Here is a 16,181-nt window from a genome sequence, read left to right as displayed (position 1 = left end):
CGGTTTTCTCCTAATTTTTTCCTGCGCGAAGCTTGATTGGGACTTCACTGCGAATCGGACCGGTCAGCTCGCAGGCATGGCACGGTTCCAGAAAGCACATAGCGTCGTCGTAGCTTTGGAAGCAGACGGGCGCGAAATTCAGGCATCCGCTGCACAGCGCGGTGGTGGCCGTGGAGGCTTGGCACCGCAGTTCGCAGACGGGGCAGGCATAGATGCAAGCGCCGCACTGGCGGCACTTGTCGCTGGTGATGTCGAAGGGTCGGGAGACGCGGCGGTGGTGGCCGCGTCCGGAGAATCCGATGGCGCCGGCCATCATCTGCTGCTCGCAGATGCGCACACAGAGCCCGCACTGGATGCAGTGCTCGTTGTGCGTGTCGTAGCGGCACTGGCGCACGCCATACTCGCTGGCCAGGTCCTGGATGGTCTTGGACTGCGGGCAGGTGGCGACGTAAAGCTCCAGCAGCAGCTTGCGGGCCCGCTGCACGGTGGCGGAGTTGGTGCGGACCTCCATGCCGTCCTGCGCCGGGAGCGTACAGGCACTCAACAGGCGGGTACGCCCGTTGGCGCCCATGCTGACTTCCACCACGCACAAGCGGCAGGCGCCGATGTCGCGCAGGCCGTCGTCGTGGCACAGCGTGGGGATGGGAAGACCGAGGAAGCGGATGGACTCCAGCACGGTAGTGCCGGGTTCCACTTCCACCGAAATGCCGTTGATCCTCAGCTTCGGCACGAGATCGCTCCTAAGAAACCAGCACGGCTTTGGGTTGACACACTTCCATGCACGCGCCGCATTTCGTGCACTTGGCCTGGTCAATTTTGTGGGCGTGATCCTTTTCGCCAAGGATCGCGGTGCCGGCGCAGACCTTCACGCAGGCGCCGCAGCCGTCGCAGATGGTCGGGCTGATCTCATACATGATCAGCTTCTTGCACACCTTGGCCGGGCAGACCTCGTCGCGGATGTGCGCCAGGTACTCGTTGCGGAAGTAGCGCAGCGTGGTCAGGACCGGGTTGGCGGCGGTCTGGCCGAGGCCGCACAGCGATGTTTCCTTCATCAGCCAGCCAAGATCCTGCAGTATGTCGAGGTCCTCTTCCTTGCCGCGCCCCTCGCAGATGCGCGTCAGGATCGCCTTCATTTCCTGCGTGCCCTGGCGGCAGGGGAAGCACTGGCCGCAGGACTCCTCTTCGAGGAACTCCATGAAGTAGCGGGCCACGTCCACCATGCAGGTGGAATCGTCCATCACCACCATGCCGCCGGAACCCATCATGCTGCCGGCCTTCTGGAGTTGCTCGTAGTCAATCTTCAGGTCCACCAGGTCGGCGGGAATACACCCGCCGGAGGGGCCGCCGATCTGCACCGCTTTCAGCGAACGGCCGTTGGGAATGCCGCCGCCGATGTCGTAGATCATCTCGTGCAGCGTGATCCCCATGGGCACTTCGACCAGGCCGGTGTTGTTGATCTTGCCCACCAGCGAGAACACCATCGTGCCCTTGCTCTTTTCCGTTCCGATGGCGGAATACCAGTCGGCGCCCCGGTTCACGATGTGGCCGACCGAGGCCCAGGTCTTCACGTTGTTGATGACCGTGGGCTTGCCGAACAGACCCTTTTCGACCGGATACGGCGGACGGGGGTGAGGCTCCCCGACGCGGCCTTCGATAGACGCGATCAGCGCGGTTTCTTCGCCGCACACGAATGCGCCCGCACCCTGCACCAGGCGGATGCGGAAGCTCAGCCCGGTGCCAAGAATGTTGTCGCCCAGCAGGCCCAGTTCTTCCGCCTGCTTGAGCGCGATATCGAGGTGCTTGACCGCGAGCGGATACTCGGCGCGGACGTAAACGAAGCCCTGCCTTGCCCCGAGCGCGAAGGCGCCGATGATCATGCCCTCGATCACGCTGTGAGGATTGCCTTCCAGCAGCGAGCGGTCCATGAACGCGCCGGGATCGCCTTCGTCGGCATTGCAGATGATGTAGCGCTCGATTTCGCCGTGGCCGTTAGGCTTGCCGTTGGCGCGGCACAGGCTCCACTTCAATCCGGTGGGGAAGCCGGCGCCGCCGCGTCCGCGCAGGCCGGATTTGGTGACGGTTTCCACCACTTTCTCCGGCGTCATGCCGCCGAGAACTTTCGCGACCGACGCGTAGCCGCCGACGCGCAGGTAATCGGTGATCTGCTTGGGATCGATGCGGCCGTTGTTGGCGAAGAGCACGCGGGTCTGGCGGGCGTAGAACGGGACTTCCTCTTCCGTCAGGCACTTCTTGCCGCTGACCGGGTCCTTGTAGAGCAGTTTTTCGACCGGCTTGTGGCCGTTGCAGACGCTGGCGACGACGTCGGCGGCGCTGACGGCGGTGACCCGGTTGTAGAAAGTGCCCTCGGGCCAGACCAGCATGACCGGGCCGCGCTCGCAGAAGCCGTGGCAGCCGGTGCTCTTGACGTCAATTTTGTCCTGCATGCCGGCCTTGTCGACCGCCTTGCGCAGCGCGGTCAGCAGGTCTTCGGCGCCCGCGGCGCTGCAACCGCTGCCGGCGCAGACCGTCAGGCAGGGACGCTGCGCGTCTTTATCTTTGCCGGCGACACACTCGGCGCGCAGTTTCTCCAGTTGCTCGATTGAATTCAGCCTTGGCATCGGATGTCCTCGCGCTACTGCGCTGCTTCTGCTTTCACCGCTGGCTTGCTGTAATACTTCTTCAGCATGCCTTTCACCTTCGCCTGGGTCATGGCCGGATGAGTGCTGTCGTTGACGCGCACCACCGGCGCCAGCCCGCAGCAGCCGACACAACGCACTGTGCGCACCGTAAATTCCATGTCGGCGCTGGTGCCCGGGGCGGGCAGCTTCAGGTCGGTGAGCACGCGGTCCAGTACCTTGGGCGCGCCGCGCACGTGGCAGGCGGTGCCCAGGCATACCTGCACCAGGTTGCGGCCCACCGGCTCCAGGCTGAAGCAGTTGTAGAAGGTGGCGACGTGGTAAACGTCGGGCAGCGGCACGTCCAACTTGAGCGCGACCTGGCGCAGCATGGGCTGCGGCAAGTACCGGTATTTGTTCTGAATTTCCTGGAGGATGGGAATCAGGCTGGAACGCGTCTGGTCAAATTGGGCCAATATTTCCGGGATGACTTCAGTCTCCGTCGCCATAGGTTTCCCTCTGCGTTACACCAGCTTCACTCTTTCGGACTGCGGCGCCACAGGAAGTGGGTGCAGTTCCACACGTCAACGTGCTGCTTGAAATCGGGCTGGCCCGCTTTTACGGACTCGGGCTCAGCGGGTTCGGCGGCTTGTTCGTCGGCCACGATGAAATTCTCAACGTAGCTGGCGAGCTTATGGCCAAGGTCGGTTTCCTTCAGCCGGTCCAACATTTCTTTTTGAGGTAGTTCCCCGCGACCTTCACACAGCGGGCACTTGAGCAGGTGGTACTTAGAGCCTTTCGGCTGGTCACTCATTAGGGGTCCCTCGCGGCGCGTGCGCCGTCCGCTTAACAGGTGATTACATCCCCCGACGGGCGAATTGGCAGTGAGGCATATCACGTGTTTCTGTGATTAGAGCAATCGGTTTTTTCGATAGCGGGGGCCGTGGGCGGGCCTAAGAGGAGGGAAATCGCGGGGAGGGGGGTGCTGGCGAATCGGCGGAGTTTTTGGGTTACTTGCGATTAGCCGATAATCGACAATCACCTCTTCCACACACATACTCGCACATTAAACGCAGGCCCATTCCGGAACTCTTCCCTCAACAGGCTCTTGTTGACGATTGAATTTCCTGCGCGCTGCCGTATCCTTTCGCTAAGGCAATTTCGCATTCCGGCCTGAAGAGGCTACATGCCTGCACGATCGCTGCTCCTCGTCGCCACTGCCTTCGCCGCTCTGGCATTCTCGCAACAAGCCTCCGTGCCCGCTGCCGTTCCCGCTGCAAAGGGAGCGTCTCTCGAGCCGATGTGTTTGGCCGCAGGAAGCGAGGCTTTATGAGGACGCGGAGCATCGAGGAGCTGCAAGCATCGGAGTTTCCGGGTGTTGATCCCGAGAAGTTCACGGAGTGGAAAGAAGCAGTCATCCGCGCGAGGCCAAAAACCAAAATAATTTTCATTATCATGGTCGTGAGCTTCTTTCTGTTTTTGCCAGCACCACTAATCGGCCTAGGCGTGTTGTTTCTTCTGTTGGTCGTTTCCGCCCTCGTCAGTCGCCCGTCGTACCGTTTGCAAAAGGAACTGGGACTTACGTGGGCTCTGGTCAGGGAAGCTCGCAAGCGTCCGTCACCCCCCGCGCCGATAGAGTCGCGGAGAAAGTGTCCGCGTTGCGCTGAGTGGATCCAGCTTGAGGCGGTGGTCTGCCGGTTCTGCGGACACGGCTTTACTCCCGATGAAGTGCAGCGACAGACGTCGTTACAGCGGGAAGGTCTTGAGGCCGATCGGGCCCCCCTGATAGCTCGAGCTCAGCAGGCAACAGCGCGGAGGCGGTTGACCACTCTCAAGTGGCTCTATTACACCGCGGCGACAGTGAACGGTTTTCTTGCGTTAGTCGGTTATGCCGGAGTCTCGACTGAGAAACACCCAGAGAATAAAATCTTCGCCATTGTTCTGCTTAGCATTGGCTTGACGGTCATGGTTCTCTTCAGCGTAGCTGCTTGGAGTATCGGGAAGAGAAAAAAATGGGGCCGACCTCTGGCGCTGGTTATCGGCGCCGTATCTTTGCCCGCATTTCCCATAGGTACGGCTCTGGGTATTTACGCTTTGGTCGCGCTTTCCTCCCACGAAGGGAAAAGAGCGTTTGCCAGCTGAAGCGGAGGAGTTCTGGAAGCTTCTGGTAACTGGCGATAGCGGCACTTATCGCAAGTTACACCGCAGCAACTAAAGGCACTTGCCACTCGCCGAACTCACTCCCGGGAAGAAGCACATCGGCGTGTCCTTCGACGTGCGCAATCCGGGACGCATCTCGAACAGCGCGGGAATGCAGTTCACGGTGATGGCGGCGGTCGCCAGGTCGCCGTGGGTGCCGCCGGGCACGGTGAGGGTCAAATCGGGCGTGCCCTTGATGCTCACCGTGTCCACCGAATCGGGCGCGCCCAGGTACATCTCCAGCTTCAGGTCCACGTTCACCTGGCCCGCCGCCGAAATCCCGTGCGCCACCTGGCGGACGCCCACCACCCTGCCCTTGGGGACGTCGAAATAGTCGGTCTTGACGCGCTCTTTGGCAATCACCGGCTCAATCACTTCTTCGATCTTGACAACCTCGAGGCCGAGGCCGTCGGCGACCATGCCCACCGACTCCGGCAGGCCGTGGTGCTTGATGACGCCGGCCTTCACCTGCGCCTGGAACAGTTCCACCGTCATGCCGGAGCCGATTTTCGCCTGCAACGGCTGGCGCCGCTTGCTGGCGTTCACGATGCGATGCCCGCTGGCGTGCGTCACATTCTGGCAGGCGGTGGCGAGCGTCAGGATGAGCTTGTCGAGCACGAAGCCGGGATTGACGCCGGTGCCGAGCAGCACGACCTTGTGCTGGCGCGCCACTTCGTCGAGATGCTTGGCGAGTTCAGGGTGCTTGCGGAAGGGGTACGACAGCTCCTCGCAGGTGGAGACCACGTGCAGCCCGGCGCTAAGGCAGTCGGTGAGTTGGCCGGCCACCGACTTCAGGTGGGACAAGGTAGTGTGCACGACCACGTCGGCGCCGGAGCGCAGCACGGTCTTGCTGTCGGAACTTATCTTGACGCCGATTTCGCGGTCGGCGCCGGCGACCGTGCCGAGGTCCTTGCCGACTTTTTTCGGGTCCACATCAATGGCGCCGACGATCTGGATGGCGGGCTTGGTGAGCATCAGGCGCACCATGCCTGCGCCGATGGGGCCAACGCCGTACTGGATGACGCGAATCTTGCCCATGAATGCTAGTCCTCCGAAGATGAATGGCTCGGGATGAAAACTGGCTATGGTACAGCATCAACCGCGGATTTCCACGGATGAACGCGGATCGGAAAAGGAACAATTCACGATCCGTCTTGATCCGCGGGAATCCGCGGCTAAGCCTTCACCGCCACTGCCAGCGCAAGTGGCTCCAGCTTCGCCGTGAAGTGACGCAGGAAGGGCGCTTCGTAGCTCAGTTTCAGGCCGCGAATTTGCTCGCGCCGGCGCCACACTTCCAGGATGATCTCCACCACGTAGTCAATGTGGCTCTGGGTGTACACCCGCCGCGGGATTGCCAGCCGCACCAAATCCATTTTCGCCGCCGCGCCGAACATCAGCGTGCCGATCTCGACCGACCTGATTCCACCTTCCAGGTAAAGCTCGGCCGCCAGCGCCACGCCCGGGAATTGCTCCGGCGGAACGTGCGGGAGGAACGCGCGCGCATCGAGGTAAATGGCGTGTCCGCCGGGCGGCTGCACGATGGGTACGCCCTGCGAAGCGATATGGTTTCCGAGGTACCCGGTCGAGGTGATGCGGTAGCGCAGGTAATCCTCGTGCAGCGCCTCCTGCAATCCCACGGCGACCGCCTCCAGGTCGCGCCCCGCCAGACCGCCGTAGGTCGGATAGCCTTCGGTCAGGATGAGCAGATCTTTTTCCTGCTGCGCCAGCAGGTCGTCATTGGTGCACAGGAAGCCGCCGATATTGGCCATACCGTCTTTCTTGGCCGACATGGTGCAGCCGTCGCCGCAGCGAAACATCTCCTGCGCAATCTGCTTGGGCTCCCGGTTGGCGTATCCCGGCTCGCGCAGCTTGATGAAGTAGGAGTTCTCGGCGAAGCGGCAGGCGTCGAAGTACAGCGGAATGTCGTGCTTCCGGCAGACCGCGCTGACGGCGCGCACGTTTTCCATGGACACCGGCTGGCCGCCGCCGGAGTTGTTGGTGACCGTAAGCATGACCAGCGGAATGCGCTCGCGCCCGACGCGCGCGATTAACTCCTCCAACGCGCCGACATCCATGTTGCCCTTGAAGGGATGTTGCAACGAGGGCTGACGCCCTTCAGGGATGGGCAAATCCACCGCCTCGGCGCCGACGTACTCGATGTTGGCACGCGTGGTGTCGAAGTGGGTGTTGTTGGGCACCACGTCGCCCTTCTTGCACATGACGTGGAAGAGGATGCGCTCGGCGGCGCGGCCCTGGTGGGTGGGGATCACATGCTTGTAGCCGAAGATGTCCTGCACCGAGTCGCGGAAGTGGTCGAAGCTCTTGCTGCCGGCGTAGCTTTCGTCGCCCTGGATCATGGCCGCCCACTGGTCGGTGGACATGGCGCCGGTGCCGGAGTCGGTGAGCAGGTCAATGAGCACGTCTTCCGCCGGAAGCAGAAAGAGGTTGTAGTGCGCCGCGCGCAGCAGCTCCTCGCGCTGCTCGCGGGTGGTCCAGCGGATGGGCTCGACGCTCTTGATGCGGAAGGGCTCGATGATGGTCTTAATCATTGGTGATTCAGCAGTTCGTGATTTGGTGATTTCCCATGCTGCAGCGGCAAATCATACGCTCGTGCCGCTACCATTGTAGTGCTCCAGGTCACAAAAGGAAGGCGCCCTTGAGCGGCCCATAATAATTGCCTGCAATGCTTGTCTATTCGGTAGCATCCGCCGAGGCGTAGAGCAACCGAGCATTTGGCGGCCTGCTGGAATTGACGGCACGCAAGGCTGCCTCCGGGTTGCCGCCGAGTACTGCCATCGCATTCAATACGGCGGGGACGTAGTTGCGGGTTTCCTTCGGCAGCGCGCGCTGGATGCTCGAAAAACTGTGTTGGCCGGTACGCGCCGCCGCGTGCTCCACTGCCTGCTCTCCAGCGTTGTAGGCGGCGAATACCAATTGCCAATCACCGAACTGCTGGTGCAGGTCGCGCAAATAGCGGGCAGCCGCACGCGTGGATTTCACGGCTTCGATCCGTTCATCATGCTCGGCGGTAACCGCCAGACCGTAGCGCCGCGCGGTGCCCGGCATGAACTGCCAGAGGCCGCGCGCGCCTTTGGGGGAGAGTGCTGTAGGTTGGCCGCCGCTCTCGACCAAAACAATCGCGCTTAGCTCCGAGGGCACACCTTCCTGCCGGAGGATGGGTTCTATCGTCGGCCGGAGTTGCTGGACGCGCTGAACAGCAGCGCGCACCCGCACGAGAGAGTCGATCGTCGTCGTGGTTGATGAGCGGCCGGCGGCACCCGCGGCCACTTCCGGAGTCTTCATCCATGGCTTGTCGGCTACCGCTGCCGCCAGTGCCCTGTCAGCAGCATCGCTGAGACTGGCGTGCCACCCTGCGAACACGTCCTGCGCCTGAACAGATTCCGGCACCGGCTGCGACCCCTGCGCCCAGATCGTTCCGGACAACAGCATTGGAATTATCAATGCGCGCACGGGTCCCACGAGGCGATGAAGTACGTTAAACATGCACCACCTCTTGCTGCGGCTCCGGTGTGAGCTGCGTCGGCTGGTTCTTCTTTAGTCCCGGTTTCACCTCAAAGTTCCACTTCCAGATGGCGAAGATCGGGGGATAGATCATCAGCTCCATCAGGAATGAGGTCAGGATGCCGCCGATCATGGGCGCTGCGATGCGTTTCATCACGTCGCCACCGGCGCCCACCGACCACATAATCGGGAGAAGGCCGAAGAGCATGCAGGCAACGGTCATCACCTTGGGACGCAAGCGCTTGACCGCGCCGTTCACAATCGCTTCTTTTAAATTGTCCCAACTGTTCATCTGCCCCTTGTTGATCGCGTCGTGGTACGCGAGGTCGAGGTACAGCAACATGAAGACCGCCGTTTCGGCATCCACGCCAAGCAGGGCGATGAGGCCGACCCAGACGGCAATGCTCATGTTGTAGTTCAGCAAGTAGAGGAACCAAATGGCGCCGATGGCGGAGAACGGAACGGCGAGCAGGATGATTCCCGTCTTCACGGCGGAGCCGGTGTTGAAGTAGAGCAGCAGGAAGACGATGAAGAGCGTGACCGGCAAAACGATCTTCAGCCGTTCCTTTACGCGCTGCATCGATTCGTATTGCCCGCTCCAAACCAGCTGATAGCCGGCAGGGACACCGACCTTCTGCCGGACCGCATTCTTCGCATCGGTGACGTAGCTGCCGATGTCGCGGCCGCTCACGTCGACGTAGACATAGCCGCTCAGCCGGCCATTCTCGTCGCGGATCATGCCGGGGCCGGTCTTGAGCGAGATGTCAGCGAGCTGCGCCAGCGGAACCTGCGCTCCCGACGGCGTGTTGACCAGCACCCGCTGGAGCGCATCCAGGTCGGAACGGTAGTCGCGAAGGTAACGGACGTTCACGCTGTAGCGTTCGCGCCCTTCCACCGTCGTCGTGACCGGTTCGCCGCCGATGGCCGACATCAGCACTTCATTGGCATCATCAATCTTCAGTCCGTACCTTGCTAACTGATCCCGCTTGAGGTCGAAATCGAGGAAATAGCCACCGGTGGTGCGCTCCGCGAACACGCTGGTCGTGCCGGGGATGCTCTTCAGCGCGGTCTCGACCTGCTCGCCTATCTTTTCGATCTCGCCCAGGTCGGAGCCCAGGACCTTGATTCCGAGCGGGGTGCGCACCCCTGTGGTCAGCATGTCAATGCGGGCCTTGATCGGCATGGTCCAAGCGTTGGCGACACCCGGAATCGAAAGCGCCTCATTCATCCCGCCCGGACCGTAGATCAATTCCTGCGTGGTTTTGTGGTCGGGCCAGAAGCGGCGAAGGATGTTCTGTGCCCAGTTGGGCGCCGATTTCGAGTAAAACCGCTCACGCCTTGGCCACTGCGTTTGCGGCTTGAGCACGACAACGGTTTCCATCATCGAGTACGGCGCCGGGTCGGTGGCGCTTTCAACGCGACCGGCTTTGCCGAACACACGATCAACTTCGGGGAACCTCTTGATGATCTTGTCCTGCACCTGGAGCAGATTGGTGGCTTCGGTGACCGACATTCCGGGCAGCGTCGTCGGCATGTAGAGCAGCGTGCCTTCGTCGAGCGGCGGCATGAATTCGGAGCCGAGCTTGAAGAACACCGGAACGGTCAGCGCCATCGCAATGACAGCCACTGCGATCGTCTTCCACTTGTGCTCCAGGGCAAACTCACACACGGGATGGTAGATCTTCATCAAGGGCCGGCTGATGGGATGGTTCTCTTCCTTGTGTATCTTCCCTATGGCGACGGCACTCACCATGCGGGCCAGCCACCTCGGGCGGAAACTGAAGGGACGTGTGCGTCCAAATAGCAAACCAACGGTCGCCGGCACGAGCGTAATGGCCAGCACGGCGGCAATCGCCATGGCGAAGTTCTTGGTGAATGCCAGCGGCTTGAACAGCCGTCCTTCCTGCGCCTCCAGCGTGAACACCGGCAGAAACGAAACGGCAATCACCAATAAGGCGAAGAAGCTGGGCCCACCGACTTCCTTGATGGCCGACAGCAGCACAGCCGAACGATTCCCCGGCTTGCCTTCCGCCTCCCAGCGTTCCAGCTTCTTATGAATCTGCTCGACGACGACCACGGCGGCGTCCACCATCGCCCCAATTGCCACGGCAATGCCGCCCAGCGACATGATGTTGGCCGTCATGCCCGACATCTGGATGGGAATGAACGCCAGGATCACGGTGAGCGGAATGGCGGTGATCGGGATGATGGCGCTCGGGAAGTGCCACAGAAAGATCAGGATCACCAGGCTGACGATGATCAACTCTTCCAACAGCGTGCGCTTCAGGTTGTCCACCGACCGGTCGATCAGATCGGAGCGGTCGTAGGTGGGCACGATCTTCAGCCCTTTGGGCAACGTCGGTTCAATCTCGGAGATCTTCGCCTTGACGCGCTCAATTACTTTCTGGGCGTTCTCGCCGAAGCGCATGATCACCACGCCCCCGACGACTTCGCCTCTGCCGTCGATCTCTGAAACGCCTCGCCGCATGTCCGGGCCGTAGGTCACCGTGGCCACATCGCGCACCAGCACCGGGGTACCGGTTTGCTGGTTGACCATCAGCGGGATACTCGCAATATCAGCGAGCGATTTGATATAGCCGCGTCCCCGCACCATGTATTCCCGGCCGGTCTGCTCGACAAGGCGTGCGCCTACATCGTTGTTCGACCTCTGTACGGCATCCACAACCATGTTTATGGGGATCTTGTAGGCGAGCAGCTTGTTGGGATCGACGTTGATTTGGTATTGCCGCACGAAGCCGCCAATGGGCGCGACTTCGGCTACACCCGGCACCGCTTGCAGCGCGTAACGCAAGTACCAGTCCTGGTAGCTGCGCATTTGGTCAAGCGAGTACTGACTGGTTTCGTCGACGAGCGCGTATTGATAGACCCAGCCGACCGCGGTCGCGTCCTTGGCCAACTCGACATTGACGCCCTTGGGGAGCCTCGGCGTAACCGAGTTCAGGTACTCCAGGGTGCGGGAACGAGCCCAGTAAATATCAGTGCCTTCCTCGAAGATGATGTAGACGTAGGAATACCCGAAGTCGCTGAAGGCCCGGATGTCTTTCACCTTGGGCATGCCGAGCAGAGCCGAGGTGATGGGGTAGCTGACCTGGTCTTCCATGATGTCCGGGCTGCGGTCCCACTTCGCGTACACGATGACCTGCGTGTCCGACAGATCGGGGATGGCATCGATCTTGGTGTTCTTCAACGAATGCCAGCCGAACAGAACGCCCACGGCGATAAAGAGAAAGACCAGGAACTTGTTCTTGGCGCAGATTTCGATAATGCGGTCAATCATGGCTTTGCCTCCCCGGCATTAACGCCGGCGAGCATTTCGTTCATGGCGAGAACCGTCCCGCCATTCTTAGCAGCGAACGTGTCGGCGTCACCACGAGAGGCAAAAGCGAATGTCCCTGGCGAGCAGCGGTCGAACGCGGTTTTCTCCACCTGCTTCATCTCATTGAGGTGGGTCATGTCGTGCGCGCAGGCGTTGATGCGGCTGCCGTCCACGTACCAGGCTTGGCGTGGATCGAGCTTGCGGCCGGTGCCGTAGTCGGTCACTTCGATCAGCCGAACCAGCTTGTGTTCCTGAAGACCTTCGGTCACCGCGCAGTGCGCACAGCACACCCGCTGGCGCCGCGTTCCGATCTCGGCAATCACCCCCGCTTTGGGGTTGATGTGGCGCGCGCAGATGTTGCAGAACTCTTCCGAGTGCCGATGCAAACTCCACTGTCCGGCGATCAGCAATCCGGCGACGAACACCAGCAGCACCAACGCAGCGATTGAAAATTTGCGTGCCATCATTCCTCCGTTCGGGGCCCCCGCAACGCGCCGGTTTTGCGCGTTGTGGGGCTGTTAGTGCTGCATCGAGCCCGTGGCGCTCTTCAGCCGGCTCTCGGAATCGATCAGGAAGTTGCCCGAGGTGACGACGGTCTCACCAGCCTTGAGCCCCGACAGCACCAATACTTTGCCGTCCAGCTTGGCGCCCGTCGTGATCTTGCGCGGCTCGAAGTAGCCGTCCTTATGGGCCACGAACACGGTTTGTTCCTTGCCGGAATCAAGCACCGCCTCTTGTGGAACGACGATCTGGTCGCCGTAGCTGACCTTCAATGCGACATCGGCAAACATCTGCGGCTTCAACTGGAAGTCGGGATTCGGAAACTCCAGGCGTACCTTTACCGTTCGCGTCGTCGGATCGACGGTCGGGTAGATGAACGACACGCGACCGTTCCATTTCTTGCCGGGATAGTAGCTGAGCTGCATCTCCGCATGCTGGCCGATCTTCACGAATGGGACCTCGTACTCGAAAATGTCCGCGTTCACCCAGATGGTGGAGAAGTCCGAAACCGTGTACAGCTCCGTGTCCGGGTTCACCGAGGTATTCGGGAAGGCTTTGCGGTCAGTCACGAAGCCGGCGATCGGCGAATAGAAGGTGAGCGTGCGACTGACCTGTCCCGTTTCATCGAGCTTCTTAATCTGCTCATCGCTGATGTCCCACAGCCTGAGGCGCTCGCGGGTCGAGCGCAACAGAGACTCCGAGCCTTGCGCCACCTCCGCGAATGCGGAAGCGCCGAGCGTCTTCTCGCCGCGCTTGGCGATCAGGTATTCCTCTTGCGTGGAGACCAGGTCGGGGCTGTACAGCGTAAATAGCGGCTGGCCCTTCTTCACCAACTGGCCGATGTAATCGACGAATACCTTCTCGATGAAGCCGTTGATCTTGACGTGAACGTGGGCAATCTTCGTCTCATCGGCGGTGACTTGCCCGGTCGTGCGCACGTCACGAATCAAGGTCTCGCGTTTCACCTCAGCGGTACGAACGCCAATCAGTTGCTGCTTCTCGGACGAGATCATCACCGAGCCAGGGGCCATGGTTGTGGTCTGCTCCTCGGCGTATTTCGGCACCAGGTCCATGCCGCAATCCGGCGCTTTGCCCGGCTTGTCGGCCTTGTACTGTGGGTGCATGGGGTCGTACCAGTAGAGGATCTTGCGTTCGTCTTTGGGCGCTGGGGCCGCGGCGCTTGGAGCAGGTGGCGTCGCTTGATCCGTGTACATGGGCACGAGGTCCATGCCATCCGGGGCCTTTCCAGGCTTGTCATAGTGGTGCTGTGGATTCATCGCGTCGTACCAGTAAAGGACCTTGCGCTCACCGCTTGCGGCCTGCTGTCGGTCATGGTCATGCTGAAACGCGGCGGTCACCTTGCCGCCGTACAGGACACTGAGGACAACGGCGATCGCGGCTGCTAGTGCAACGATGCGTACGAAAGTGTTCTTTGTCTGAACCATTGCGTGCTCCTTATTTGCTGTCGCGCCGCTGCGGGGCGCTCGTCGCAGGCAGCGACTGCGCACCGATCAGCTCAGCGCCGGTCAGCGCTTCCATGCGAGCCAGCGCCGTCTGGTAATTCGCCAGTTCGCGGTAGTAATCCGTCTCGTAATTCAGAACCGTCGTGAAGTTCCCAATGACCGTCAGAAAGTCCACGTTGCCGACCTGGTAGGCGGACATCGAGGACTCCAGGGCGAGCGAAGATTGCGGTACCACGCCTTGCGAGAAAAGCTTCAGAAGGTTGTCGGAGGCCTTTGCCGCCAGGTAGTTCTGTTTCAGATCGAAATAGAGTTCGTTCTGCCGGTTATCGCGGGCGCTCGACGCGCTCAGCTCTTCTTCCTTTGCCTGCCGGACTTCCTCGCGCTGCTTGGTCTTGTAGAAGACCGGAATATTTACCGTGAACGTCAGCCCGTGCATGTCCGGCATCATCGGACGTTGCTGGTACATGTAGCCGACGCTCAAGTCGGGCAGGGAATCCTTCTGCGCCAGGTTGATGGCCAGCTGATTGCGCTCGACCATCCTCTGCATCCGCTGATACTCGGGATCGTTTTGCCGGGCGAGTTTGTACAAGTCGTCGAGGGAATAGTTCAGCGGCGACTGGTTCGCAACGTCGGCTGCCGGCGGCAGCGGCGCATCGGGGCCGCGCGCCATGAGTGCGTTGAGCCGGGCCTGCGCTGTGGCCCGCTGCTGCTCCAGAACCGTCAGCTTCTGTAGCAACATCGAGATCTCGACCTGGGAGCGCAGGACGTCTGCCTGCATGCCTTTGCCAACGCGGTACCGGGCTTCGGAGATCTGCGACAGCTTCGTTAGCAGGTCGCGATTTTGCTGGGTGGTCCGGATCGCCTTGTCGTAAAACCAGTAGTCGTAATAGGCCGCCTTTACGTCGGCAGCAACGCGCCGGCGCACCGCTTCCACATCCCACTGGCTGGCATCGGCTTCTTTCGAGGCGATCTGCCCGCGCAGGTTGCGCTTGCCGGGAAACGGCAGCATCTGCATCGCGCTCACGCCGCGGTAGCTCGACGGATCTCCCGTCTGCACGCTGAACGGCTGGATATTGCCCATCCAGCCTATTCCGAAACTCGGGTCAGGCAGCGCTCTCGCCTGCGACACCTTGGCGCGCTGGGCGGCTGTCGTGTGCGCGGCACTCTGCACCGCGGGATTCTTCGCCAGTGCAGTCCGGACCGCGTCGTCTAATATCAGCACGCCCTGATCGGCTGCTGGTGCGGCTTGATCGTTGACGATCTGTGCTGTGACCTTCGCCCCCCTAGCGTCATCCGCCGCGACCGAGGCAGCGGAGACCAAGGCGATCAGGATGAGGATGAATCCTCTTTTGATCATCGCAATCTCTCTTTGACTAAACAGCGATTGGATACACAGGCTTCAGCGCCTGAATGGATCGCGAGAGAAAAGGGACGGGATCAGATGAGGAAGGTGCAGAGTACGGCCTGAGGCGATCCGGAAGGCAAAGGAGGCGTCGAGGCGGGCGAGTCGCATCTCGCCGGAACGATCACAGCGGCGAACGTACCCGGCGATTGCGGCGGAGTCACTGCTGTGCGCGAGCTGTCAGTCGGAACTTGCAGTTGCGTGCTTGGATTGGGTTTGCTTGAGGAGATGTCACAACAAGACGGGCCGCTTGTGACCGCCTGAACTGTGTAGGCAGCATGATGGGCGTTCATTGTCGCCATCATTGCGCAGTCGGGAACGCAGCCGTGCCGTGCCTCATCAGAGCTGGTCCAGCATGTGGACAGCGCTGCTGCCGGCGCGGCGAGTAGCGCAACTGCGAGTACCAGAGCTACGAATTTGAAGACCGAGGTCATTCAACCCTTCGGGACAAATAGTAAACGTGCGATGTACTTCGGGATGTGACGGAAATCACGCTCAGCGGTGACCTCATGAACTCCAAGCCAACCATTATAGACGGCGCGCCCGCTGTGACTCCGGTTCGACAGCGGGCGCACCCGGTCATAACCCTTGCAGACGGCTCAGAACCGGTGCCCGACTTTTTCGCCGCGAATTTCCAAACTTGCCATCGTGCCGTTCGTCTTCGGCGTCAGTTCGGTGCGAGCAACCACAGTGTTCAGCGGTTCGCGCGTGCAATTCACGCGCGCAATGACCTGTTCTTGATAGGGCGACATGCCCTCGGGCACAAAATTGCTGTCCACCATCTGGGAGAACTCGACGAAGTGCTCCTTGCCGGCGTCGATGTGGCGGACGAGATACTCTCCCGGTTTCAAGGTGACTCCCCCCAAATTCGCTGGAGTCGCGATCTTCAACTTGCCGGTTTTGCCGGCATGCTCGTGAATTACCGGCGTGGACGTGACCTGGGCCGTCTCCAGATAGTGGACGCCAGAATCGTCGTAATATTCCTGTTGCGCATAGGCCAAGCCGGCCATTGCCAGGATGATCGTAGCCAGCGCGGCCAAGTAATAGTTGGTTTTCACGTCAGTGCTCCTTTGCCTTCTCATTTCTTATTCGTTCGACATCGTGTCCGATGCTCGCTTCACACAAGGGCACGCTGCATGCCA

Annotated in this window: 13 protein-coding genes; 1 reads left to right on the top strand and 12 read right to left on the bottom strand. The window is 60.9% G+C overall.

Annotation, left to right across the window (positions count from 1 at the left end; all coding sequences use genetic code 11):
- Positions 1-10: 10 nt before the first annotated feature.
- Genes LAN70_03955 through LAN70_03940 form a run of 4 tightly spaced genes read right to left on the bottom strand, consistent with a single transcriptional unit; the run spans position 11 to position 3,345 of the window.
- Positions 11-730, bottom strand: coding sequence for a (2Fe-2S)-binding protein (locus tag LAN70_03955; protein MBZ5510302.1), 720 nt, complete (start codon positions 728-730; stop codon positions 11-13).
- 10 nt (positions 731-740) lie between these two features.
- Positions 741-2,618, bottom strand: coding sequence for an NADH-quinone oxidoreductase subunit NuoF (locus LAN70_03950; GenBank protein ID MBZ5510301.1), 1,878 nt, complete (start codon positions 2,616-2,618; stop codon positions 741-743).
- Between the two features lie 14 nt (positions 2,619-2,632).
- Positions 2,633-3,124 carry an NAD(P)H-dependent oxidoreductase subunit E gene (locus tag LAN70_03945; GenBank protein MBZ5510300.1) on the bottom strand — a complete coding sequence of 164 codons (492 nt, stop codon included), beginning with the start codon at positions 3,122-3,124 and terminating at the stop codon, positions 2,633-2,635.
- Positions 3,125-3,150: 26 nt separating this feature from the next.
- Positions 3,151-3,345: a hypothetical protein gene (locus tag LAN70_03940; GenBank protein MBZ5510299.1), complete on the bottom strand. Its 195-nt coding sequence runs from the start codon at positions 3,343-3,345 to the stop codon at positions 3,151-3,153.
- A gap of 599 nt (positions 3,346-3,944) precedes the next feature.
- Between LAN70_03940 and LAN70_03935 the strand changes: the two genes are divergently transcribed.
- Positions 3,945-4,757, top strand: coding sequence for a zinc ribbon domain-containing protein (locus LAN70_03935; protein ID MBZ5510298.1), 813 nt, complete (start codon positions 3,945-3,947; stop codon positions 4,755-4,757).
- A gap of 69 nt (positions 4,758-4,826) precedes the next feature.
- Here the strand turns inward: LAN70_03935 and LAN70_03930 are convergent, their stop codons facing one another.
- The 8 genes from LAN70_03930 to LAN70_03895 all read right to left on the bottom strand — a co-directional run bounded on the left by LAN70_03930 (position 4,827) and on the right by LAN70_03895 (position 16,097).
- A complete protein-coding gene (locus tag LAN70_03930) occupies positions 4,827-5,852 on the bottom strand; it encodes a dihydrodipicolinate reductase (protein MBZ5510297.1) in 1,026 nt (341 codons plus the stop codon).
- Between the two features lie 137 nt (positions 5,853-5,989).
- Positions 5,990-7,360: a tryptophanase gene (locus LAN70_03925; protein ID MBZ5510296.1), complete on the bottom strand. Its 1,371-nt coding sequence runs from the start codon at positions 7,358-7,360 to the stop codon at positions 5,990-5,992.
- A gap of 145 nt (positions 7,361-7,505) precedes the next feature.
- Entirely contained in the window at positions 7,506-8,318 is an 813-nt protein-coding gene (locus tag LAN70_03920; protein MBZ5510295.1) for a lytic transglycosylase domain-containing protein, read from the bottom strand.
- Entirely contained in the window at positions 8,311-11,634 is a 3,324-nt protein-coding gene (locus tag LAN70_03915) for a CusA/CzcA family heavy metal efflux RND transporter (protein MBZ5510294.1), read from the bottom strand. The genes LAN70_03920 and LAN70_03915 overlap by 8 nt, the downstream gene beginning before the upstream one ends.
- Positions 11,631-12,137, bottom strand: a complete 507-nt coding sequence (locus tag LAN70_03910) for a nitrous oxide reductase accessory protein NosL (GenBank protein MBZ5510293.1) — start codon at positions 12,135-12,137, stop codon at positions 11,631-11,633. Before LAN70_03910 ends, LAN70_03915 begins: the two co-directional genes overlap by 4 nt.
- A 54-nt stretch (positions 12,138-12,191) precedes the next feature.
- Positions 12,192-13,619: an efflux RND transporter periplasmic adaptor subunit gene (locus tag LAN70_03905; protein MBZ5510292.1), complete on the bottom strand. Its 1,428-nt coding sequence runs from the start codon at positions 13,617-13,619 to the stop codon at positions 12,192-12,194.
- Positions 13,620-13,629: 10 nt separating this feature from the next.
- On the bottom strand, positions 13,630-14,994 hold the full coding sequence (locus LAN70_03900) for a TolC family protein (protein ID MBZ5510291.1): 1,365 nt from the start codon (positions 14,992-14,994) through the stop codon (positions 13,630-13,632).
- Between the two features lie 644 nt (positions 14,995-15,638).
- Positions 15,639-16,097 (bottom strand): hypothetical protein, encoded by a 459-nt coding sequence (locus LAN70_03895; protein ID MBZ5510290.1) that lies wholly within the window; start codon positions 16,095-16,097, stop codon positions 15,639-15,641.
- Positions 16,098-16,181 lie beyond the last annotated feature (84 nt).

The sequence above is a fragment of the Terriglobia bacterium genome, assembly GCA_020072845.1.
Taxonomy (GTDB): Bacteria; Acidobacteriota; Terriglobia; order Terriglobales; family Acidobacteriaceae; genus JAIQGF01.
The sequence above is the reverse complement of the archived record's forward strand: the minus strand, read 5'-3'. Positions and strand labels throughout refer to the sequence as shown.